This is a genomic window from Duganella sp., assembly GCF_039595735.1.
In the GTDB taxonomy this organism is placed as follows: domain Bacteria; phylum Pseudomonadota; class Gammaproteobacteria; order Burkholderiales; family Burkholderiaceae_D; genus Rugamonas.
In genome coordinates this window covers 131,763-152,380 of sequence record NZ_JBCNLB010000008.1, presented here as the reverse complement: position 1 = coordinate 152,380, position 20,618 = coordinate 131,763, and the positions used below count along the sequence as shown (strand labels likewise).

At 62.7% G+C, this 20,618-nt stretch carries 22 protein-coding genes; 11 read left to right on the top strand and 11 right to left on the bottom strand.

Going from position 1 to position 20,618, the window contains the following annotated elements:
• Positions 1-8: 8 nt before the first annotated feature.
• The 5 genes from ABDW57_RS16125 to ABDW57_RS16105 form a co-directional block, all read right to left on the bottom strand.
• A complete protein-coding gene (locus ABDW57_RS16125; protein WP_343731191.1) occupies positions 9-209 on the bottom strand; it encodes a DUF1656 domain-containing protein in 201 nt (66 codons plus the stop codon).
• On the bottom strand, positions 199-2,433 hold the full coding sequence (locus ABDW57_RS16120) for an FUSC family protein (protein ID WP_343731190.1): 2,235 nt from the start codon (positions 2,431-2,433) through the stop codon (positions 199-201). The genes ABDW57_RS16125 and ABDW57_RS16120 overlap by 11 nt, the downstream gene beginning before the upstream one ends.
• A gap of 10 nt (positions 2,434-2,443) precedes the next feature.
• Positions 2,444-2,827 carry a MarR family transcriptional regulator gene (locus ABDW57_RS16115; protein ID WP_343731189.1) on the bottom strand — a complete coding sequence of 128 codons (384 nt, stop codon included), beginning with the start codon at positions 2,825-2,827 and terminating at the stop codon, positions 2,444-2,446.
• A 163-nt stretch (positions 2,828-2,990) separates the two neighbouring features.
• On the bottom strand, positions 2,991-4,424 hold the full coding sequence (locus tag ABDW57_RS16110; protein WP_343731188.1) for an efflux transporter outer membrane subunit: 1,434 nt from the start codon (positions 4,422-4,424) through the stop codon (positions 2,991-2,993).
• Between the two features lie 6 nt (positions 4,425-4,430).
• Positions 4,431-4,748: a DUF4148 domain-containing protein gene (locus ABDW57_RS16105; RefSeq protein WP_343731187.1), complete on the bottom strand. Its 318-nt coding sequence runs from the start codon at positions 4,746-4,748 to the stop codon at positions 4,431-4,433.
• Between the two features lie 152 nt (positions 4,749-4,900).
• On the opposite strand from ABDW57_RS16105, the gene ABDW57_RS16100 reads away from it, so the two are divergent.
• On the top strand, positions 4,901-5,260 hold the full coding sequence (locus ABDW57_RS16100) for a hypothetical protein (protein WP_343731186.1): 360 nt from the start codon (positions 4,901-4,903) through the stop codon (positions 5,258-5,260).
• Here ABDW57_RS16100 and ABDW57_RS16095 read toward each other — a convergent pair whose 3' ends face one another.
• The 4 genes from ABDW57_RS16095 to ABDW57_RS16080 form a co-directional block, all read right to left on the bottom strand.
• Entirely contained in the window at positions 5,261-6,163 is a 903-nt protein-coding gene (locus tag ABDW57_RS16095; RefSeq protein ID WP_343731185.1) for a LysR substrate-binding domain-containing protein, read from the bottom strand. It lies immediately after the preceding gene.
• Complete coding sequence (gene mgrA / locus ABDW57_RS16090) at positions 6,163-7,203, bottom strand: L-glyceraldehyde 3-phosphate reductase (RefSeq protein WP_343731184.1); 1,041 nt, start codon at positions 7,201-7,203, stop codon at positions 6,163-6,165. The genes ABDW57_RS16095 and mgrA overlap by 1 nt, the downstream gene beginning before the upstream one ends.
• A gap of 77 nt (positions 7,204-7,280) precedes the next feature.
• Positions 7,281-7,859, bottom strand: coding sequence for a superoxide dismutase [Fe] (gene sodB, locus ABDW57_RS16085; RefSeq protein WP_343731183.1), 579 nt, complete (start codon positions 7,857-7,859; stop codon positions 7,281-7,283).
• 107 nt (positions 7,860-7,966) lie between these two features.
• The gene (locus ABDW57_RS16080; protein WP_343731244.1) at positions 7,967-8,947 is read right to left on the bottom strand and encodes a substrate-binding domain-containing protein; all 981 of its coding nucleotides are present in this window, start codon (positions 8,945-8,947) and stop codon (positions 7,967-7,969) included.
• Positions 8,948-9,172: 225 nt separating this feature from the next.
• Here ABDW57_RS16080 and ABDW57_RS16075 point away from each other — a divergent pair, with 225 nt between their 5' ends.
• Positions 9,173-10,165, top strand: a complete 993-nt coding sequence (locus ABDW57_RS16075) for a glucokinase (protein ID WP_343731182.1) — start codon at positions 9,173-9,175, stop codon at positions 10,163-10,165.
• Positions 10,166-10,276: 111 nt separating this feature from the next.
• Here ABDW57_RS16075 and xseA read toward each other — a convergent pair whose 3' ends face one another.
• Positions 10,277-11,626 (bottom strand): exodeoxyribonuclease VII large subunit, encoded by a 1,350-nt coding sequence (xseA, locus tag ABDW57_RS16070; RefSeq protein ID WP_343731181.1) that lies wholly within the window; start codon positions 11,624-11,626, stop codon positions 10,277-10,279.
• A gap of 1,087 nt (positions 11,627-12,713) precedes the next feature.
• On the opposite strand from xseA, the gene ABDW57_RS16065 reads away from it, so the two are divergent.
• The 8 genes from ABDW57_RS16065 to ABDW57_RS16030 all read left to right on the top strand — a co-directional run bounded on the left by ABDW57_RS16065 (position 12,714) and on the right by ABDW57_RS16030 (position 19,324).
• Positions 12,714-13,319 (top strand): MotA/TolQ/ExbB proton channel family protein, encoded by a 606-nt coding sequence (locus ABDW57_RS16065; RefSeq protein ID WP_343731180.1) that lies wholly within the window; start codon positions 12,714-12,716, stop codon positions 13,317-13,319.
• Between the two features lie 9 nt (positions 13,320-13,328).
• Entirely contained in the window at positions 13,329-13,763 is a 435-nt protein-coding gene (locus ABDW57_RS16060; protein ID WP_343731179.1) for a biopolymer transporter ExbD, read from the top strand.
• On the top strand, positions 13,750-14,808 hold the full coding sequence (gene lpxK / locus ABDW57_RS16055) for a tetraacyldisaccharide 4'-kinase (RefSeq protein ID WP_343731178.1): 1,059 nt from the start codon (positions 13,750-13,752) through the stop codon (positions 14,806-14,808). The genes ABDW57_RS16060 and lpxK overlap by 14 nt, the downstream gene beginning before the upstream one ends.
• Positions 14,789-14,965, top strand: coding sequence for a Trm112 family protein (locus ABDW57_RS16050; protein WP_008446346.1), 177 nt, complete (start codon positions 14,789-14,791; stop codon positions 14,963-14,965). Before lpxK ends, ABDW57_RS16050 begins: the two co-directional genes overlap by 20 nt.
• Before the next feature lie 3 nt (positions 14,966-14,968).
• Positions 14,969-15,715: a 3-deoxy-manno-octulosonate cytidylyltransferase gene (gene kdsB / locus ABDW57_RS16045; RefSeq protein ID WP_343731177.1), complete on the top strand. Its 747-nt coding sequence runs from the start codon at positions 14,969-14,971 to the stop codon at positions 15,713-15,715.
• Positions 15,716-15,889: 174 nt separating this feature from the next.
• Positions 15,890-16,546, top strand: a complete 657-nt coding sequence (adk, locus tag ABDW57_RS16040) for an adenylate kinase (protein WP_176648666.1) — start codon at positions 15,890-15,892, stop codon at positions 16,544-16,546.
• A gap of 130 nt (positions 16,547-16,676) precedes the next feature.
• Positions 16,677-18,815, top strand: a complete 2,139-nt coding sequence (locus ABDW57_RS16035; RefSeq protein WP_343731176.1) for a sodium-translocating pyrophosphatase — start codon at positions 16,677-16,679, stop codon at positions 18,813-18,815.
• A gap of 71 nt (positions 18,816-18,886) precedes the next feature.
• Positions 18,887-19,324, top strand: coding sequence for a hypothetical protein (locus ABDW57_RS16030; protein ID WP_343731175.1), 438 nt, complete (start codon positions 18,887-18,889; stop codon positions 19,322-19,324).
• Here ABDW57_RS16030 and ABDW57_RS16025 read toward each other — a convergent pair.
• On the bottom strand, positions 19,311-19,754 hold the full coding sequence (locus ABDW57_RS16025) for an OsmC family protein (RefSeq protein WP_343731174.1): 444 nt from the start codon (positions 19,752-19,754) through the stop codon (positions 19,311-19,313). The genes ABDW57_RS16030 and ABDW57_RS16025 overlap by 14 nt on opposite strands.
• A gap of 168 nt (positions 19,755-19,922) precedes the next feature.
• Between ABDW57_RS16025 and ABDW57_RS16020 the strand changes: the two genes are divergently transcribed.
• The gene (locus ABDW57_RS16020) at positions 19,923-20,609 is read left to right on the top strand and encodes a YjjG family noncanonical pyrimidine nucleotidase (protein WP_343731173.1); all 687 of its coding nucleotides are present in this window, start codon (positions 19,923-19,925) and stop codon (positions 20,607-20,609) included.
• Positions 20,610-20,618: the final 9 nt, after the last annotated feature.

Genomic DNA, 20,618 nt, shown 5'->3' with positions numbered 1-20,618 from the left:
GATAAAAATTATTGGTACAGGGTGACCAGCAGGGCGCTGAAGATGCAGACGAACATGCAGAGCCGCACCAGTGCCGGATGCCAGCTGCGGCGGTAGGCGCCGACGTGGCTCAGGCCTGCGTCCAGCATCAGCTGCAGCAGCACGGCGGCCAGAAACACCGGCACTACGCCGGGCAGCAGCACGCCAAAAAAATCAACTTCACGCGGCATGGAAATCTCCTGATAACTGGTCCAGCAAGGATGTGTAAATGGAATGCAGATCGGTCAGCGCAATGTGCAGGCGCGCGCGCCGTTCGGGATGAGCGTCCGGCAGGGCGGCGCGGACGGCGGTGCCGGCATCCAGCACGGCTTGCACTGCGCGTTCGCCGCCCTGGCGCGACGGCGTGTGCAGATAGGCGGCCAGCAGGTGCAGCACGGTTTCCAGGCTGTCGCGCGCGGCGCCGGCGTGCGAGGCGGCCAGTAGCTGACGCAGTTCGATGATGGCGTGGCCGAGTTCCAGCAAGGTCAGGCCCTGGCGCACGACGGCGCGGGTTTCAACGTTGGGCGCCGGACCGGCGGCGGCGTTGAGTTGGCTGAGCAGATCACGGACGCGGTTGTCGAAGCGGCGCTTCAGGCGGTGCAGGCGTGCGCTGCAGGCGTTCTGCGCTTCGCGCCACAGTGCGGCAGCGACGTGGCCGCGGTGACCCATGGTGTGTTCGGGCAGCACTACCTTGAACATCAGATAGGCCACGACGACGCCCATGGTCAGCGACAGTTCGCTGCTGATGAAGGCTTCGACGTCGTAGTGCATCAGGTTGCTCGGCACCACCAGGGTGGCGGAAAACATGCCAAGACCGACACCGACGCCGCCCCAGCGCGGGCCGCTGCTCAGGTAGGCGCCGCAGGCGAACAGGGGGAGGGCGGCCAGCACCAGCGGGTAGAAGTTGTCGGCCTTGGAGACCAGCAGGAATTCGGTGACGAAGGCGGCCGGCATGGCGAGCAGGAAGCCGATCAGCACCTGTTGCACCAGCGCGGTCGGGCGCGGGGAGGATGAGGCCAGCGCGCAGAAAATCGTCGCCATCAGGATGGCGTTGATGGTCGCGGGCCAGGCCAGCCAATACCACATGGCAGCGGTGACCAGCAGCGTAGCGCCGGCGCGGAAGCCGCTGGCGGCGATGATGGCGGGCGGCGTCCTGGGCGAGTAGGCGCCGGGATCGCTGATCTGCTGACGCTTCTGTTGCGTCAGGCCGTGGTACAAGGTGGCGAAGTCGGCGAGGTTGCCGGCGAAGCGTTCCAGCAGCTCGACGGCGGTGTCGAAGTCGATCTGCTGCGCGCGCTCCAGCGCCGGGCCGGCGGCCAGCTGTCTGCGCGCGGCGGCGACATCGGTCGCCAGCGCATGGCGCATCTGCGCCAGCCGCGCAGAAGTCAGATCGTCGCGCAGCGCGCCGGCCAGATGCGCATACATCGGCTCCACCAGCGCCAACACCCGCTCCACGCCGGTCGCGCCGCCGTCCACGCCGCCGTTTGCATCGCTCACGCCGTGGCCCGTGCAGTTGGTTGCGGGGTGGAGGGCGCGCGCGGCGAGGGGCGGGGTGATCGCGCCGGCCGCACGCAGGCGGTGGCTGAGGCGATGCAGGGTGTAGAAGGTGGTCAGCGCCGTCATGAAGGCCGCGTTGAAGGCGTGCAGCTGGCGCGTGTGCCAGCGTGAGTGACCGGCTTCAAAGAAGGCCGCAGCGCGCCCCGATTCCAAGGCGGCGATATCGGCGGCGAACTTCAAATGATTAAGCTCCGCCTCCGCCGGCGTAATGCGATGCGCCAGCACCTGCTGGCAAAAGCCGATAAAGCCCGCATAGCGCGCCTGCACCGTGCGCATCACCGCGCGCGAATGGCGGCGCGGGAAAATCACATCGTGCACCACTGCCGAACAAATAATCCCCAAGCCCACTTCAGTCACCCGCGTCACCGCCAGCGCGAACACATTGGAAGGCGCATCGACCGCCGGCACCGCAATCATCACCGCCGTATAACCGGCCAACACAAAACTATACGACTGCTGATTGCGATGCATGGCTGCGCCGCCGGTGCACAGCGCCACCCACAGCGCCAGGCCGATAAACAGCAGCGTCGGCATCTGTGGAAACAAGGCCACCAGCGCCAGCGCGGCCGAACAGCCGACCAGCGTGCCGAGAAAACGATAGAACGCCTTCTCCAGCACCATGCCGCTGCTGGGCATTGCGAGAATGATGGTGGTGGCAAGTGCGGTGTAGGGAGCGTCGAGGCCCAGCCGGAAGGCCAGCCACAAGGCGGAGAAGGAGGCCAGCATGGCCTTGGCGACGAAGACCCAGCGTTCGCCTTCGGTGCGCAGCCAGTCGGCTGTCTCGACGTACAACCAGTTGAGGGCTCTCCGCGCCGCGCTGTGTTCCGTGGAAGGCTGGGCGGCGGGAGATGCGTTCATGTGATGAAGTCTAGCTAAGAGATTCTAAGTTATCGAGCTGCCGTTTCAGCAGCGCTTCCAGTTGCTTTATTTCGTCCGCGCTAAAGCCATCGTAGGCGCGGGTGGTCTTGTTCCACACTTCCGGCAGCACCTTCTCGGCCAATGCGCGGCCTTCGTCAGTCAGCGAGATCATCACGCAACGACGGTCGCCAGGGCGGTTGCCGCGCGTGATCAGCCCTTGTGCTTCCAGGTCGTTACAAACGCGCGTCAGATTGGCCGGCTTCTCCATGCAGGCTTCGCCCAGCGTGGATGCGGTCGACGTCTCATTGTCCGAACCGTACAGCACTGCCAGCACCATGTAGCTGGCGTCAACCAGCTCGTACTTGCGCAATGCGGCGTTACTCAAATCTTTCATCCGTTTCTGGATGTGGTAAGTCATGCGCACCAGGCGCATCAACTCCTCTGGGAACTCCGGTATTCGGCCATGGATGTTTTTTAGGCGTTTTTTAGTCGCTTCAAAACTACTCATTGCCACTCCTCTAATATTCTTGGAAAGGATTGATTGTACTATTTATGTATCAATGTGAATCCAGATTTATGCCCCCACCCAGCGCAGACATCAACAATGCGAAGTTATCCAGTTGTTTGCTTGCCACTTGCGCCATCTGCTGCTGTTCGTTCAATAAGGTCAGCTGCGCGTTGATGACGTTGAGCGTGTCGGTCAAGCCTGACTGATACGCGCGTTCCGCCAGTTCCTGCTGGCGCCGCGCCGATGCCAGCGCGCGTTGTGCCAACAGATCCTGCTGCCTGACCGACTCCATCTTCACTACCGCGTTGGCCACGTCCGACATCGCTTGTATCACCGCAGCGTTGTACTGCTCGACCGCGCCGTCGTAGATCGCGCTCTGATTGCCGAGCTGACTGCGCAGACGTCCGCCTTCAAACACCGGCAAGCTGATGGCCGGTGTGACGCCGCGCATGTGCGAGCTGGCATCGAGGAAGTGCCCGAAGCCCAGCGATTGCATGCCCACAAACGCGGCCAGGTTGATATTCGGGTAGAAGTCCTGCTTTGCGCTTTCGATGCGCCAGCCGGCGGCCTCCACGCGCCAGCGCTGCGCCACAATGTCCGGCCGGCGGCCCACCAGTTCAGCCGGCAGGTTGGCCGGCACCGCGTCATGCGCGCCTGCCTGCAAGGCCAGCATTGGCCGGGCGATCGTATCGCCGTCGCCCGGTCCTTTGCCGATCAGTGCCGCCAGCTGGTTGCGCAGCAGAGCGATGGTCTCGCCATATTGCTCATGCTCGCGCCGTCCCGCCGGCAGCGTTGTTTCGATGCTTGCCACGTCCAGATCGCTGGCCAGGCCGGCCGCCTTGCGGCGGCGCGTGATGTCCAGAATGCGCTGGCGCTGCGCCAGGTTTTCCGCCACGCTGTCCTGTAGCGCATACGCCAGCGACAGCTGGATGTAGCTGCGGACGATGGAAGTCTCCAGCGTCAGGCGCGCCATCTGCGATTCGGCGGCTGCCATGTGCACTTCATCCAGCGCAGCGGCCAGCGCATCGCGATTGCGACCCCACAGATCCAGATCGTAGGAACCGGATAGCGCGGCCGTGTTCTTCCACGCGTAGTTCCCGGCGAGTGGTGCGGGGATCGTACTGTGCGCCGAGTACAACTCGCGGTCGGCGCTGGCCGCGGCGTCCACGCGCGGCTGCGTGGCGGCTCTGGCGACGCCGGCCAGCGCTTCGGCCTGGCGCACGCGGGCCAGCGTCACGCGCAGCGATGGGTTGTCGCTCAGCGCGGTGTTCACCAACTTGTCCAGCTGCGCGTCATGCAAAGCTACCCACCAGTGCTCCTGCGGCCAGGCGACGCTGGCACTGGCGGCGCTGAGTGCCTTGCCCGGATTCAGATCGGCGGGCCTCAGCTGCACGGCTGGCGGCTGGAGCTTGCCCATGTCCGCGCAAGCTGCCAGCACACAGGCCAACAGGGAAAGGGCGGCGGCGGACGAGCGCTTGTTCACTGCTGCTTACTTGCCGGCGACATGCTTGCGGGTCTGGGCCACGTCGAAGTCGGCTTCCGTTTCCAGCAGAGTGCCGTTTTTGCGGGCTTCCAGGAATTCAGCCTGGACTTCGGCGCGGGTCTTGCCCACTGGCTGGACTTTGACCGATGCCAGCGCGCTGTTGGCCACGGTGTTCTGGGCGGCGGTGCTGGTGGCGGCGGCGGTGGTGGCGGCCGGCGTGGTGGTGGTCTGCGCGAAGGCGCTGGTCACGGTGGTGGCCGTGGCGGCGATGGCGAAAGCGACGGTGGCGACAGCGGACAGCAGGTGTTTGGTCGTGGTGCTCATGATGTTCTCCTTGGTTGATGGCTTAACTATAGAGATGAACATTACATTTGTAAAGTAAAAAATTCCTATGAGTACGATAGCCTTATGTTCGGTGGCACACCGACGGACGGGCAGTGCGGTGGTCAAATGATTTTTTTGACAAGGAGGCAGTCATGGCTGACAGTACACTGGATCCGGATAACATCCCGGCAGGCACCGACCGCACGCTGGGGCGCGGCCACGGCACGCGCGCGCTTGGCCCGAGCGACAACTCCGACAGCGGCAGCGACGTGGTGGGCGAGCCGGATACGGAACTGGACAGCGACACCGACGCCGAGGGCACCGGCGAGCGCGCCAGCGTGGACATGGCGGAAGCGGGCAGCGACATCGGCTTCGATCACGTCGAAACGATACCGGTGGTAGATGGCGAATTCCGCGACGCCGTGCCGGAGCAGGAAGATGGCGATGTGGAGCGTGACGTGCCGCCGCAGTCGGCGCGTGAAGAACGGCGCGACTGGTCGCGCACCAGCTGACTAGCTGGCGACGCTCATCACGTCGCTGAGCCAGTCGACGAACACGCGCACGCGTGGTGACAACTGGCGCTGGTGCGGGTATAGCACCGATACCGGCATCGGGCGCGGGCGCCACGCGGCCAGCACCTCGCGGAAGGCGCCGCTGCGCAGTTCCTGCTCGACGTGATAGCGCGGCATCTGCACCAGTCCCAGGTCGTTGGCGCAACAGGCGGCATAGGCCTCGGCGCTGCCGACCGAAACGCTGCCCGGCAAATGCATGCTGCGCTCCTCGCCATCGACGATAAAGTCGAACGGGAACATCTTGCCGGTGGCGGACGAGAAGAAATTCACCGCGCGGTGGCCTTGCGTGTGCAGGTCGTCGATCGTCAGCGGCGTGCCATGCTGCTCGAAGTAAGCGGCGCTGGCGCAGGTCACCTGCTGCAGGCTGGCGACGCGGCGGCCGACCATGCTGGAGTCGCGCAGCTCACCGACGCGCAGCACGCAATCGACGCCATCGCGCACCAGATCGACCAGGCGGTCGCCCATGCCGATCTCCAATTCAATCGCGGGATAGCGCGCAAAGAACTCCTTCAATCGCGGCAGCACATAATGCCGGGCGAGAGTACCCTGCAAATCCACGCGCAGCTTGCCGCGCGGCGCCACGCCGCTGTTGCCGAAGCCGGCCTCGGTCTCTTCCACGTCGGCCAGGATGCGCACGCAGCGTTCGTAGTACGCCTGGCCGTCCAGCGTGGTGCTGACGTGGCGTGTGGTGCGCTGCAGCAGGCGCACGCCGAGGCGCGCCTCCAGCTGCTTGATGGTATAAGTGGCAGTGGCGGCGGGTATCTGCAAATCCTCCGCCGCCTTGCTGAAACTTCCCAGCTCGACGATGCGGGTGAAAATGCGCATGGCATTGAAGCGATCCATTATCGGTGCGACGACGATCCGGCCCAGAGATTGATGGCGCCTTCCTGCGCCTGGGCGTCGATCTGCGCCAGCTCTTCGGCGCTGAAGCTCAGGTGCTTCAGGGCGGCCACATTTTCGCGGATCTGCGCGGCGTTGCTGGCGCCGATCAGCGTGGAAGTGATGCGTGGATCGCGCAGCACCCAGGCCAGCGCCATCTGCGCCAGGGTCTGGCCGCGGCGCCTGGCGATCTCATTCAGGCCGCGCACGCGTTCCAGATTGGCCTCGCTCAGATGCGAAGGCAGCAGCGAACCGCCGCCCGGACGATTGACGCGCGCATCGGCCGGCACGCCGTTCAGATACTTGTCGCTCAGGATGCCCTGCGCCAGCGCGGTGAAGGTGATGCAGCCGATGCCTTCCTGGCCGAGCGTGTCGAGCAGGCCCTCGGTCTCGATCCAGCGATTGAGCATATTGTAGGAAGGCTGATGGATCAGGCACGGCACCTTCCACTCCTTCAGCAGACGCGCGGCTTCGGCGGTTTTCTCGGCGGAGTAGGACGACACCCCCACATACAGCGCCTTGCCCTGCTGGACCGCGTGCGCCAGCGCCCCCATGGTTTCTTCCAGCGGCGTGTCGGGATCGAAGCGGTGCGAATAAAAGATGTCGACATAGTCGAGGCCCATGCGCTGCAGCGACTGATCGAGACTGGCCAGCACATACTTGCGCGAACCGCCGCCCTGGCCGTAGGGGCCGGGCCACATATCCCAGCCGGCCTTGGTCGAGATAATCAGTTCGTCGCGATACGGCTTGAAATCCTGCTTGAAGTGGTGGCCGAAATTGGCCTCGGCGGAACCGTAGGGCGGCCCGTAGTTATTGGCCAGGTCGAAGTGCGTGATGCCCAGATCAAACGCCGTGCGCAGCATCTCGCGCTGCGCGGCGCGGGTATTGGTATCACCAAAGTTATGCCACAAGCCGAGCGACATCAGCGGCAGCTTCAAGCCACTGCGGCCACATGTGCGGTACTGCATCTCGTCATAACGGTGGGGGGACGCGAGGTAGGTCATGGGTCAATCTCCGATGGATAAAAAAAGCCCGCAGGCGCAGGCGCTGCGGGCTTTCTGGCTTACGCTGCCGGGATCGCTCAGGCGAAGTTGGCGGCAGCGAAGTCCCAGTTGGCGAGCTTGAAGAAGGTCTCGATGAACTTAGGACGGGCGTTGCGGTAGTCGATGTAGTAAGCGTGTTCCCACAGGTCGATGGTGATCAGCGCTTTGGCGTCGGTGGTCAGCGGGGTGGCGGCGTTCGAGGTGTTGACGATGTCCAGCGAACCGTCAGCTTTTTTCACCAGCCAGGTCCAGCTCGAACCGAAGTTGCCGACCGCCGATTTGGTGAACTCTTCCTTGAACTTGTCGAACGAGCCCCACTTGGCGTTGATGGCGTCAGCCAGCGCGCCTTCCGGTGCGCCTTTGCCGTTCGGGGTCAGGCTGTTCCAGAAGAAGGTGTGGTTCCAGATTTGTGCCGAGTTGTTGAAAATGCCGCCCGACGATTTCTTGATGATTTCTTCCAGCGACAGGTTTTCGAACTCAGTACCCTTGATCAGGTTGTTCAGGTTGGTGACATACGTTTGGTGGTGCTTACCGTAGTGGTATTCCAGCGTTTCTTGCGAAATGGCAGGCGCCAGGGCGTCGATGGCATATGGCAGAGGTGGCAGGGTATGTTCCATTGTTCATCCTTTGTGATGGTGTTAAAAATGTCGAAACGCCCACCATTGTAAAACGGATGGGCGGCGACCGCAGAAAAGGCCCGCTTTTTGTGTGGATACTACCGGCGTCAACGCACCCGGCGCGTGGTCTCGCGCACGATCAGCTCCAGCGGCGGCACCTCGCCGCGCGCCTCCTCGCCGTTGATGATGCGCAGCAGCGCCTGGGTCGCGATGCGGCCGATGTCGTACAGCGGCTGGCGGATGGTGGTCAGCGGCGGGGTGGTGTAGGACGATCCGGGCAGATCGTCAAAGCCGACCAGCGAAATATCGTCCGGCACCCGGATGCCCTTGCGGTACAGGGCCAGCCGCGCACCGTAGGCGCTCAGGTCATTGGCGGCAAACACGGCGGTGAAATTCTGGTGCGTGTCGAACAGCCGGTTCATGGCCAGCATGCCGCTGGCCTCGTGATAATTACCCTCGACGATCAGGTTCTCGTCCAGCGGCAGACTGGCTTCCAGCAGCGCCCGCTTATAGCCGGCCAGACGCTCATCGGCGTCGCTGTTGTTGGACGGCCCGGAAATAAAGGCGATCTGACGGTGGCCCAGCTCGATCAGGTGGTGCACCGCCAGGTAGGCGCCGTATTCATTGTCCATCTTGAAGCCCAGCGCGGTGCGGGTGTGCAACGCGCGGCCGGTGGAAACGATGGGGCGTTGGGCGGAGAAATTCAGCACCGTGTCATCGGCCATGCGGCCGGACAGCAGAATGATGCCGTCCACCTTGCGCGCCAGCAGCAGGCGGATGCGGTCGGCTTCCTCTTCGGCGTTCCAGTGGCCGCTGACGATGACCGAGGCAAAGCCGGTGCCTTTCAAACCATCGTCGACGCCGCGCAGCGTTTCGTCAAAGAAAGGGGAGGAAATATCCTGCACCACAATGCCGATGGTCATCGAGCGGCCTTTTTTCAGGCCCTGCGCCATCTGGTTGGGCGCGAAATTCATCTGCTCGATGGCGGCCAGCACCGCCTGGCGCTTCTCGTCCGAGACCTTGGCGGTGCCATTCAGGATGCGGGAAACCGTACTCGGTGACACTCCCGCCTGGCGCGCAACATCCATCAGGGTTGATGGGCCGGAGGAGTGGGGTGTATCTGCCAAGGTGCTTCCTTTATCGATGTAGTTATGAAAACCTTTTCGCCGAAGGTTACCATAAATCTTGCGGCGCATTGACTTTCGGCGGCAGGCGGTATTTAATAAACAGCCGCCTGAAAACGTTTTCATGACATTGTATGTCATATAATTTAAGCGCCTGCAAGAACGACAAGAGACAGAACGGAACGAGACATGAAACGCGACGCTTTTTCGCACCGCGCGCACGGCCCGCGCATTTTGGCCGACATCGGCGGCACCAGCGCCAGCTTCGGGCTGGAGACGGCGCCGAACCAGATCGAAGCGATCTGGGTGACCGAATGCCAGGCCTATCCCACCCTGGGGGCGGCGCTGGTGGCCTACCTGTCGCAGGCGGCGACGGTGGCGGCGGGCGGCTACCAGGCGCGCTTTGCCGGCATCGCCATTGCCAACCCGATCGACGGCGACTGGGTGACCATGACCAACCACCACTGGTCGTTCTCGATCGAGGCCGTGTGTTCGCAATTCAGTCTGAAATCGCTGGTAGTGGTGAACGACTTCACCGCGCTGGCCAGCGCCTTGCCCTACCTGGCGCCGGAGCACAAGCACCAGATCGGCGGCGGCATCATCCGCAGCGGCGCCACCATCGGGCTGGTGGGGGCGGACGCCGGGCTGGGGGTATCCGGCCTGGTGCCGGCCGGCGACCGCTGGATCGCCATCGACAGCGAGGGCGGCCACGCCACCTTCGCGCCGATGAACGAGCGTGAAATCGACATCCTGCGCTATGCGCGCCGCTACCACGAGCACGTCTCCAGCGAGCGGCTGGTGTCGGGGATAGGCATATCGCTGGTGTACCGCGCCCTGTGCGAACGGGCGCGGGTGGAACCGCAGAATCTGAGCAGCGCTGAAATCATGGACCGTGGCCTGCACCGGCTGGACCCGGTATGTGAAGAAACCTTGCTGGCCTTCTGCGACATGCTGGGCACGGTGGCTGGCAACGTCGCGCTGACCTTGGGCGCCAAAGGCGGCATCTACATCGGCGGCCGCACCGTGTTGAAAATGAGCGACTTCTTCGAACGCTCCGGCTTCCGCGCCCGCTTCGAGCAAAAAGGCCGCTTCTCCGACTACCTGGCGCACATCCCCACCTACGTCATCATCGAGCAAAACCCCGTACTGACCGGCATGTCCGCCATGCTTTCCGCAGCATAATTCGGGGTCAGCTCTGACATTCGGACATTTGGCCCTGTTTAGGGAACTTTCGAAAAAAATTAAGTTCCCGATTGTCCGAATGTCAGAGCTGACCCCGACTTTGACCCCATTTTAGGTGACGGTGTTGATGCCGATCTGGGCGCTGCCTTCGGCCAGGCGCACGCTCATGGTCGTTTGCGGCTTCAGTTGCGATGGCGCGCGGACGATGGCGCCGTCGTCGTTGGTGACGATGGCGTAGCCGCGTTCCAGCGTGCGCTGGGGATTCAATAATTCCAGCTGCGCGGCCAGGGCGGCCAGCGCGTCGCGCTTCTGATGCAGCTGGCGGCCGATGCTGGTCACGGCGCGGTGCTGCAGGCCGGCCAGCATGGAGCGCGAGGCGCTCACGTCCGGCTTGCGACCACTCAGTCTGCCACTCAGCCGATCCAGCTGGTGGCGCGCTTGCGTCAGCGGTGCACGGTTGGCGTGCGTCATATTGCTTGCCAGCGCGCGCAGTTTGTGGCGCTGCTGGTCGATTTGCGCCGTTGGATTCAGCAGGCGGCGCGTGTAGCCGTCCAGCGTTTGCTCGGCGTCGTTGAGCGCACGGCGCATGGCGCGGCGGATGTCGATCACGTCGGCCTTCAATGAACCGATCCAGTCGGCGCACGGCGTCACCGCCAGTTCGGCCGCCGCCGTTGGCGTGGCGGCGCGCAAGTCGGCGGCGAAGTCGCAGATGGTGAAGTCGGTCTCGTGGCCGACGCCGGAAATCACCGGCATGCGGCAGTTCGCCACCGCGTACGCCACTTCTTCGTCATTGAAGGACCACAGGTCCTCGATGCTGCCGCCACCCCGGCAGACGATCAGCACGTCGCATTCGCCGCGCAGCGAAGCGGTGTCGATGGCGGCCGCAATCTTTTCCGCCGCCAGTTGACCCTGCACCGGGGTCGGGTAGAGGATCACCTGCACATGCGGCGCGCGCCGCTGCAAGGCGGTCAGGACGTCGCGCAGCGCCGCCGCTTGCGGACTGGTGACGATGCCTACCGTGCGCGCAAACATCGGCAGGGCGCGCTTGCGGTCCGGGTGGAACAGGCCGGCCGCATCAAGCTTTTCCTTGAGACGCTGGAAGGCTTCAAACAACGAGCCCACGCCGGCGCGGCGGATGGCTTCCACATTGATCTGGTAATCCCCGCGCGGCCCGTACAAGGTCACCAGCGCCCGCACCTCGACTTTGTCGCCTTCGCGCGGCACGAAGTTGGCGTATTGCGCGCGGCCGCGGAACATTACCGCCCGCACCTGGGCGCCATCGTCCTTCAGGGTGAAGTACCAATGGCCCGACGCCGCCCGCGTGAAGTTGGAGATTTCGCCGGCAATCCATGTCAGGGGAAAGCTGCGCTCCAGCAGCCGCGCCACGGCCTGGTTCAGGGCGCTGACGCTCATTACCGGCGCGGCGGCAGGGGCGGATTGGTTACGGTCGTCGAAGTTCATGGATTTCAAAAATGGAAACTATCCACACTATGTGAGTTTGGTCACATAGCGGTCACAGAGTAGTAAATGCGGTAGGTATTATAGGTAGGTCTATGATTTTAAAGGGTAAACATTTCTGCCGTATTTGCGTGCATGTAGGAAAAAGCCTTATGGATCAAGCACTTTGCCCACGCCCGCAGCGGTTACGCACAAAGTTATCCACAAAAGATGTGTGGAACTTTGGTGATCGATAGTCTTTTTCTTGTTGCCGATTTTGTCATGCTCAAAATTTACGCAAAGAAAGTATATTTTGATAAATCAATGACTTAAGCCTGCCTGTGCACCGTTCCGCACACTTTTATCCACAGAATTTGTGCAAAACTCTGTGCCGGCCATGATGAGACCGCGTCCGGGAACTATCGCTGGACGTGAATTTCAGTGCACGCGGCGGCAGGTCCGGTCGCTCAAAATCAGCTGCTTTATTTTTGCGCATGGCAATAAAAATATTACAAATCAATGACTTGCTTTTGTAACTTGCGCCTTGCTAACAATCTTATCCACACAAAATGTGCAGAAGTGCCCAGTTGCACGCGATAGCTGAAAGCGATCAGTCGCGTTTCGCCGGTCAGTGGTGGATAAGCCGGTTTTCGCTCTCAAAACAGGCTAAAAACACTGGTGTGCTAAATTTTTACTCAGGGCAAAAAATCCCTTATAAATCAAGGGCATTTCATGTTGTGGAAGTGCTTGCTAACAATCTTGTCCACAAGAAGTGTGTAGAAGTGCAGAGCGTAGTCTGGCTACCAAAGCGCTGCGCTTTTTTTACGCAGAGGAAAAATCTCCTTGTAAATCAAGCGTTTGGCATGAGTTCGCTTCCTTGCTCACAATCTTGTCCACAGAAATTGGGCATAACTGAGAGAAGTTCCCGTCTGGCTGCGCGATTTTTAAGCTGAGCAATTATTTCCTTACAGATCAATGGTTTAGGGGGGAAGCTGTTGGCTTGCTCACATTATTGTCCACAGAAAATGTTGAGAACTCCACCAGACACTTGCTGACTTTGGCCCAACACGATACATTGCGCCATTCGGTTGTTAATATCTAGGAGTTCGTTTTGCTCGCCATATTCCAAGCTGCTGGTTGGCCCATCTGGCTGTTGTTGATTGCGTCCGTCGTCGCAACCGCCCTGATTATCGAACGCCTGATGTATCTGCGCCGCGGCAAGATCATCCCCAAAAAGCTGCTGGACGAGGTGGTGCAGGTCTACCGCAACAACAACATCACGCCCGACATCATCGACAAGCTGGAGAAGAGTTCGCCGCTGGGCATCGTGCTGTCGGCCGCGCTGCGCAATGTGGACGCGCCGCGCGAGGTGATGAAGGAATCGATCGAAGAGGCCGGCAGCGGCGTGGCGCACACGCTGGAACGCTTCCTCACCACCCTGGGCACCATCGCCACCCTGGCGCCGCTGATGGGGCTGTTCGGCACGGTGGTCGGCATGATCGAGATTTTCGGTTCGCAGAATGCGGCCGGTTCCAATCCGGCGCAGCTGGCGCACGGTATTTCGGTGGCCTTGTATAACACCGGTTTCGGTCTGGCGATTGCGATGCCGACCCTGGTGTTTTACCGCCACTTCCGCGCGCTGGTGGACAGCTTCATCATCGACATGGAGCAGCAGGCGGTGAAGTTTGTCGACATCGTCCACAGCAAGCGCAAATAAGGACGCGTCATGAATTTCCGCAAAGGCCAGCGCCGCGAAGATCCGGAGATCAACCTGATCCCGTTCATCGACGTGCTGCTGGTGATCCTGATTTTCCTGATGGTCAGCACCACCTACAGCAAGTTCACCGAGCTGCAGATCACGCTGCCGACTGCCGATGCGCAGAAGGCCACCGAGAAACCGTTTGAACTCAATGTGACGGTGGACGCCAAGGGCAATTACACCATCAACGGCGAGCCCGTCTCGTTCCGCGATGTGAACGGTTTCGCGCAGGCGCTGCGCGAGGCGGCCGGCAAGGGCGGCGCGGCCGGCAAGTCGCCGGTGGTGATTGTCAATGCCGACCAGTTCGCCATGCATCAGATGGTGATCCATGTGATGGAAGCCGCGCGCCTTGCCGGCTACGAGAAACTGACTTTCGCGGCGCAAACCGGTGGCTCAAAATAATTCGTCGGCGCTGGCATCCACGCTGACACGCAACTGGCTGCGGCGCGGTCCGCTGGCCTGTGCCTTGTGGCCGGTGTCCCTGGTGTTTCGTGCGCTGAGCGCGCTGCGCGCGGCCCTGTTCCGCGCCGGCGTGCTGAAGTCGTCGCGGCTGCCGGTGCCGGTGGTGGTGGTGGGGAATATCTACATCGGCGGCACCGGCAAGACCCCGCTGACCATCTGGCTGGTGCAGGCGTTGCAGGCGGCCGGCATGACGCCCGGCGTGATTTCGCGCGGCTTTGGCAGTGCCGAACAGGGCGCGCGCGAGGTGAGCGCCGCTTCGACCCCGGCGCAGGTGGGCGATGAGCCTTTGCTGATCAGGCAGCGCACCGGCGCACCGGTGATGGTGGGGCGCGACCGTGCCGCCACCGGCCGCGCGCTGCTGGCCGCTCACCCGCAGGTCGATATCCTGCTGACCGATGACGGCCTGCAGCACTACAAGCTGCAGCGCGACGTGGAAATCATTCTGTTCGACGGTCGCGCGGCCGGCAATGGCTGGCTGTTGCCGGCCGGGCCGCTGCGCGAGCCGGTTTCGCGCCGGCGCGATTTCACCGTGATCAACGCGCCGCAGCTGACGCCGGCGCTGGTCGCGGCCGTCGGCGGCGCGGCCGTGCAGATGACGCTGACCGGCGACGTCGCGGAACAACTGCGTGACCGCACGCAGCGCCGCCCGCTGGCTGAGCTGGCGCGGCAGCAGGCCGGGGGCGCGCTGCGCATCGTTGCCGCTGCCGGCATCGGCAATCCGGCACGCTTTTTCGGCATGCTGAACGCCGCCGGCCTGCACATCACCGAGCTGCCTTTGCCCGATCATCACGACTTCCAGGACCGGCCATTTGCCGGCCTGGAAGCCGACCTTATCTTGATGACCGAGAAGGATGCAGTAAAATGTGCGCAAATTGAAGAACTCAGCGACGATCCACGCCTGTGGGTCGTCCCGGTAACAGCGCGCATCGACCGCGCGCTGGCCGACCAAATTGTGGAGAAATGTCGTGGACGCTCGATTGCTTGATATCCTGGTATGCCCGGTCTGCAAAGGCCCGCTGGAGTACGATAAAAAGGCGCAGGAGATGATTTGCAAAGGCGATCGCCTGGCCTATCCTATCCGCGACGGCATCCCCATCATGTGGGCCGACGAAGCGCGCACCCTGCAAGACAAGGCAGAATAAGCGGTGTCCTTCATCGTCATCATCCCGGCCCGCCTGGCGTCGACCCGCCTGCCCAACAAGCCGCTGGCCGACCTGGGAGGCAAGCCGATGGTGGTGCGCGTGGCTGAACGCGCCCAGCTGTCCGGCGCGTCCCGCATCATCGTCGCCACCGACCATGCCGACATCCAGGCCGCCTGCGAGCTGCATGGCGTGGAAGTGTGCATGACCCGCGCCGACCATCCGTCCGGCACCGACCGCATTGCCGAGGTGGCGCACACGCTGAATCTGCCGCTGGATGCGGTCATCGTCAACCTGCAGGGCGACGAGCCGCTGATCGATCCGGCCCTGCTGCAGGCGGCCGCCGCCTGCATCGGCGCCGAGGTGCCGATGGCCACCTGCGCCCACCCGCTGCACGACGCCGCCGACGCCTTCAATCCCAATGTGGTGAAAGTCGTCCTGGACAAAAACGGCCGGGCCCTGTATTTCTCGCGCGCGACCATACCGTGGCACCGCGATGCCTTTGCGCAGTCCAGGGATCACCTGCCTGCCGGCTACGTACCGCTCCGCCACATCGGACTGTACGCCTACCGCAACGACTTCCTGCAAGCCTATCCGGCGCTGGCAGTGTCGCCGCTGGAATCGATCGAAGCGCTGGAGCAGCTGCGCGTGCTATGGCACGGCTACCCGATCGCCGTGCACGTGACCGACGCGGCGCCGGCCGCCGGCGTGGATACGCCGGAAGACCTGGAACGGGTGCGCCGGCACTATTAAACCCGTTTCAGAAGTGTCAGCTACGAGTCAGTAAGCACTGATATAACGTCTGTAACTGTGCGATATTCACACGGAATATCAGCTTGAAATTGGCGTAAAGACTAAGTTTTGTGGTAAGTTTCGTACGATCTGACACTAACTAACCCATATCCCATATCTGTTTTAGGAAACTTCATGCGTCTCATTCTGTTAGGAGCACCAGGTGCCGGCAAGGGCACCCAGGCAAATTTCATCAAAGAAAAATACAACATCCCGCAAATTTCCACTGGTGATATGCTGCGCGCGGCCATCAAGGCTGGCACGGAACTGGGCATGGCTGCTAAAAAGGTCATGGATGCGGGTGGTTTGGTCTCGGATGACATCATCATTGGTCTGGTCAAGGACCGTCTGGCCCAGCCGGACTGCGCCAACGGCTATTTGTTTGACGGCTTCCCGCGCACCATCGCCCAGGCGGATGCCATGAAAGATGGCGGCGTGGCCGTGGACTATGTGCTGGAAATTGCCGTGCCGGACGAGCAGATCATCGAACGCATGGATGGCCGCCGCTGCCACCCGGCTTCGGGCCGCGTCTATCACGTCAAGTTCAACCCGCCGAAAGAAGAAGGCAAGGACGACGTCACCGGCGAACCGCTGGTGCAGCGCGACGACGACAAGGCGGAAGTGGTGAAGAAGCGTCTGGACGTCTACCACAACCAGACCGAAGTGCTGCTGGGTTACTACAATACCTGGGCACAATCGGGCGAGCCTGGCGCGCCAAAGTACCGCCGCATCGAGGGCGTCGGCCCGGTTGAGCAAATTCGCGACAGCGCGTTTGCCGCGCTATCGAAATAAGGTTTAAAGTAGAGCGGACCGATGGTCCGCTTTTTTTTAGCCAGCGCCATCCCGATTTTTTTTGAAGTTTTGCAGTTCGCACCTTTGCAGTGTGGTTGTACAGCTTGATCAACAAAAATAAGGGGACACTATGGCAGGCAGCTTATGGTTTGCGGTTGCGTGCGGCATCATTGCCGTGGTTTATGGACTTTGGTCGCGGAGCTGGATACTGCGACAGGACGCGGGCAATCCGCGCATGCAGGAAATCGCGCTGGCGATACAACAGGGCGCCGCCGCCTACCTGGCGCGCCAATACCGCACCATCGGGATCGTCGGGGTGGTGCTGCTCATCCTCATCGGTGTTTTGCTCGATATGTATACCGCCATTGGCTTCCTGATCGGCGCGGTGCTGTCGGGCGCCTGCGGCTTCATCGGCATGAACGTTTCGGTGCGCGCCAATGTGCGCACGGCGCAGGCGGCGGCCAAGGGCATGAACGAAGCGCTGGACGTGGCCTTCAGGGGCGGCGCCATCACCGGCATGCTGGTGGTGGGCCTGGGCCTGCTGGGGGTGGCGCTGTTTTATATGTTCCTGACCGGCGTGGCCTCGTCGGCCTATCCGCACCCGTCGCTGACCCTGCATGACATCATCAAGCCGCTGATCGGCCTGGCGTTTGGCGCTTCGCTGATTTCCATCTTTGCCCGCCTTGGCGGCGGCATCTTCACCAAGGGCGCGGACGTCGGCGCCGACCTGGTCGGCAAGGTCGAGGCCGGGATTCCGGAAGATGACCCGCGCAACCCGGCGGTGATTGCCGATAACGTCGGCGACAACGTCGGTGACTGCGCCGGCATGGCGGCCGACCTGTTTGAAACCTATGTGGTGACGCTGATCGCCACCATGCTGCTGGGCGCGTTGCTGATGGGGACGGCGGGCGCCACCGCGGTGACCTATCCGTTGCTGCTGGGCGCGGTGTCCATCATTGCCTCCATCATCGGCTGCGCCATGGTCAAGGCCAAGCCGGGCAAGAAAATCATGTCGGCGCTGTACACCGGTTTGTGGTGGGCGGCCGGGCTGTCGCTGATCGGCTTCGTGGTGGTTACCTGGCAGCTGTGGCCGGACCCGGCCATGCGCATGAAAATGCTGGGCTGCACCGTGGTCGGCATCGTTCTGACCGGTCTGATGGTCTACATCACCGAGTACTACACCGGCACCGACTTCCATCCGGTCAAGCATATCGCGGAAGCGTCCACCACCGGCCACGGCACCAACATCATTGCCGGCCTGGGGGTGTCGATGAAGTCGACCGCGTGGCCGGTGCTGGCGGTGTGCGCGGCGATCCTTGTGTCCTACCAGCTGGGCCAGCTGTACGGCGTGGCGATTGCGGCCACCGCCATGCTGTCCATGGCCGGCATCGTGGTGGCGCTGGACGCCTACGGCCCGATCACCGACAACGCCGGCGGCATCGCTGAAATGTCGGGCATGCCGGATTCGGTGCGCGCGATTACCGATCCGCTGGACGCGGTGGGCAATACCACCAAGGCCGTGACCAAGGGCTACGCCATCGGCTCGGCCGGGCTGGCGGCGCTGGTGCTGTTTGCCGACTACACGCATGCGCTGGAATCGGCCGGACGCAGCATTACTTTCGACCTGTCGAATCCGATGGTGATCGTCGGCCTGATCATCGGCGGCCTGGTGCCTTACCTGTTTGGCGCCATGGCGATGGAGGCGGTGGGACGCGCGGCCGGCGCGGTGGTGGTGGAAGTGCGCCGCCAGTTCCGCGACATCCCGGGCATCATGGAAGGCACCGGCAAGCCGCAGTACGACAAGGCGGTCGACATGCTGACCGCGTCGGCCATCAAGGAAATGATCGTGCCGTCGCTGCTGCCGGTGATTGTGCCGATTCTGGTGGGCATGCTGCTGGGGGCGGCCGCGCTGGGCGGCATGCTGATGGGCACCATCATCACCGGCCTGTTCGTGGCGATTTCCATGACCACCGGCGGCGGTGCCTGGGATAACGCCAAGAAATACATCGAAGACGGCCATCACGGCGGCAAGGGTTCGGATGCGCACAAGGCGGCCGTCACCGGCGACACCGTGGGCGATCCCTACAAGGACACCGCCGGGCCGGCGGTCAATCCGCTGATCAAGATCATCAACATCGTGGCGCTGTTGCTGGTGCCGCTGTTGCCGGCGGCCGGCTGGCTGGCGGTATCGGTGCCGCCGGCCCATCCGCCGGCGCTGGTGGCGCCGGCCGAGGTGCCGCCGCCGCCGCCGATGCCGGTCCAGCAGTAAGGTTACGAATTGTTTCCATGGCTTCCCTCCCACCCGTGCGCGGCTAATAATGAAGCCAGGGAGGGAACGCCATGCACATCATCAAGCCAGCCGCCATGACTGCCACGCTCGTGTTCGGCATGCTGGTCTGCAGCAATGCCTGGGCCGAGCCGGTGGACAATGAGGAATACGCCAAGTTGCCGGTCTGCACGCTCAGCGAGGATGGCAAGTCGCTGGCGGTAGAGCCTTGCCGCACCGCGCCGGCCAAGGTGCCGATGCCGCGCCGTCCGGTGCCGCAGATCATACAGCGCATGCCGCAGACCAAGCCGCCGCCCAAGGTGGCGATGCCGACTTCACCGCCGCTGCCGGCGCTGGACGGCATCGTCAAGCCGCCAGTGCCCACCACCAGTTGCGACGCCGCCGGCTGCTATGGCGCCAATGGCGTGCGCTACAACAGTCTCGGCGCCGGCGCGGTGGTCACGCCGTCGGGCAAGGTGTGCAACCGCTCAGGCGCCACTATTCAATGCTAGGCTCACAATCGATCGGGAAATTGACCGATTTGGCGATGTAGCATTGCGCATGGGCCTGGTGATGCAGGCGCATGGCCAGTGCGCGGTCGCCGGCGGCAATGGTGACGCGCGGACGCAGCACGATGCGTTCGAAGCGGTCGCCGTTCATCGTGCCCTGCGCATGGTCCTCATACGCCGTGACCACGATGCCGGCGTCGGCGCACAAGTGCAGATACCACAGCTTGTGGCAGGCCGAGGCGGATGCCAGCAGCAATTCTTCCGGATTCCAGCGCGTGGCATCGCCGCGAAACGCCGGGTCGGACGAGCCGGGAATCGACGGCTTGCCGTCCGCGCTGATGACGTGGCTGCGCTCATAGTCGCGATAGCCCGAGGTGCCGGTGCCGCGATTGCCGGACCATGTCACCGTGAGCTTGTAGTTGTGTACCGTCATAATTCCTCCGCTGGTGGGCTGATGCCGTTCAGTTAGTGCCTGAACTGTCATTCCAGCGCAGGCCGGAATCCATAGTAAGCCAGCGTTAACACAGCTCAGGCGTTTTATAGGTTCCGGCTTTCGCCGGAACGACAGGCTTAACTGGTGGGCTGAAGTATACTGTCGACAATGAGATACCGACTTTTTCTTTTTGATCTGGACGACACGCTGCTGGACTTCAAGGCTTCCGAGCGGCTGTCTTTTGTGAGAACTGTGCAGCAGCTGGGCCACCACGAGGTGAGCGACAGCCTGTTCGCCCAATATCAGGCCATCAATACCGCGCTGTGGCGCAGTTTTGAAACCGGCGGCGTGACCAAGGAATTCCTCAAGGTGGAACGCTTCCGTCAGACCTTCGCGGCCAACGGGCTGGCGCTCGATCCGGCCGCGGCCAGCGCGCTGTACCTGGAATCGCTGTCCGAAACCGTGGTGCTGATCGATGGCGCCCAGGCGCTGTGCGCGCAACTGGCGGCGGCCGGCGAGGTGGGCATCATCACCAATGGCGTGGACGCCATTCAGCAGCGCCGCATCGCCGCTTCCGGGCTGGGCCAGTACATTTCCTTCATCGCCACCTCGGAAGCCTGCGGCTACGCCAAGCCGGACAGCCGCTTCTTCGACTATGCGGTCGGCATGGCGCGCGCCGCCGGCAAGGCTGAAACCATCATCGTTGGCGACCGGCTGGACGCCGACATCCTCGGCGCCAACCGCTATGGCATCGACAGCTGCTGGTTCAATCCGGACCATCTGCCCAACACCTCGGAAGCCGTGCCCACCTATGAAGTGGCCCGATTGGATGCGATCCCGCCTGCCTTGCTATAATGCTGACGT

What these genes read in the sequence shown, in the direction of transcription:
- ABDW57_RS16115 (WP_343731189.1), bottom strand. Translation starts at nt 2,827, where the DNA reads ATGAAAGATTTGAGTAACGCCGCATTGCGCAAGTACGAGCTGGTTGAC.
- ABDW57_RS16080 (WP_343731244.1), bottom strand. Translation starts at nt 8,947, where the DNA reads ATGGATGTTGCGCGCCAGGCGGGAGTGTCACCGAGTACGGTTTCCCGC.
- ABDW57_RS16030 (WP_343731175.1), top strand. Translation starts at nt 18,887, where the DNA reads ATGCACATCATCAAGCCAGCCGCCATGACTGCCACGCTCGTGTTCGGC.
- ABDW57_RS16060 (WP_343731179.1), top strand. Translation starts at nt 13,329, where the DNA reads ATGAATTTCCGCAAAGGCCAGCGCCGCGAAGATCCGGAGATCAACCTG.
- ABDW57_RS16095 (WP_343731185.1), bottom strand. Translation starts at nt 6,163, where the DNA reads ATGGATCGCTTCAATGCCATGCGCATTTTCACCCGCATCGTCGAGCTG.
- ABDW57_RS16125 (WP_343731191.1), bottom strand. Translation starts at nt 209, where the DNA reads ATGCCGCGTGAAGTTGATTTTTTTGGCGTGCTGCTGCCCGGCGTAGTG.
- ABDW57_RS16100 (WP_343731186.1), top strand. Translation starts at nt 4,901, where the DNA reads ATGGCTGACAGTACACTGGATCCGGATAACATCCCGGCAGGCACCGAC.
- ABDW57_RS16105 (WP_343731187.1), bottom strand. Translation starts at nt 4,748, where the DNA reads ATGAGCACCACGACCAAACACCTGCTGTCCGCTGTCGCCACCGTCGCT.
- ABDW57_RS16035 (WP_343731176.1), top strand. Translation starts at nt 16,677, where the DNA reads ATGGCAGGCAGCTTATGGTTTGCGGTTGCGTGCGGCATCATTGCCGTG.
- ABDW57_RS16075 (WP_343731182.1), top strand. Translation starts at nt 9,173, where the DNA reads ATGAAACGCGACGCTTTTTCGCACCGCGCGCACGGCCCGCGCATTTTG.
- sodB (WP_343731183.1), bottom strand. Translation starts at nt 7,859, where the DNA reads ATGGAACATACCCTGCCACCTCTGCCATATGCCATCGACGCCCTGGCG.
- ABDW57_RS16025 (WP_343731174.1), bottom strand. Translation starts at nt 19,754, where the DNA reads ATGACGGTACACAACTACAAGCTCACGGTGACATGGTCCGGCAATCGC.
- ABDW57_RS16120 (WP_343731190.1), bottom strand. Translation starts at nt 2,433, where the DNA reads ATGAACGCATCTCCCGCCGCCCAGCCTTCCACGGAACACAGCGCGGCG.
- xseA (WP_343731181.1), bottom strand. Translation starts at nt 11,626, where the DNA reads ATGAACTTCGACGACCGTAACCAATCCGCCCCTGCCGCCGCGCCGGTA.
- mgrA (WP_343731184.1), bottom strand. Translation starts at nt 7,203, where the DNA reads ATGACCTACCTCGCGTCCCCCCACCGTTATGACGAGATGCAGTACCGC.
- adk (WP_176648666.1), top strand. Translation starts at nt 15,890, where the DNA reads ATGCGTCTCATTCTGTTAGGAGCACCAGGTGCCGGCAAGGGCACCCAG.
- ABDW57_RS16020 (WP_343731173.1), top strand. Translation starts at nt 19,923, where the DNA reads ATGAGATACCGACTTTTTCTTTTTGATCTGGACGACACGCTGCTGGAC.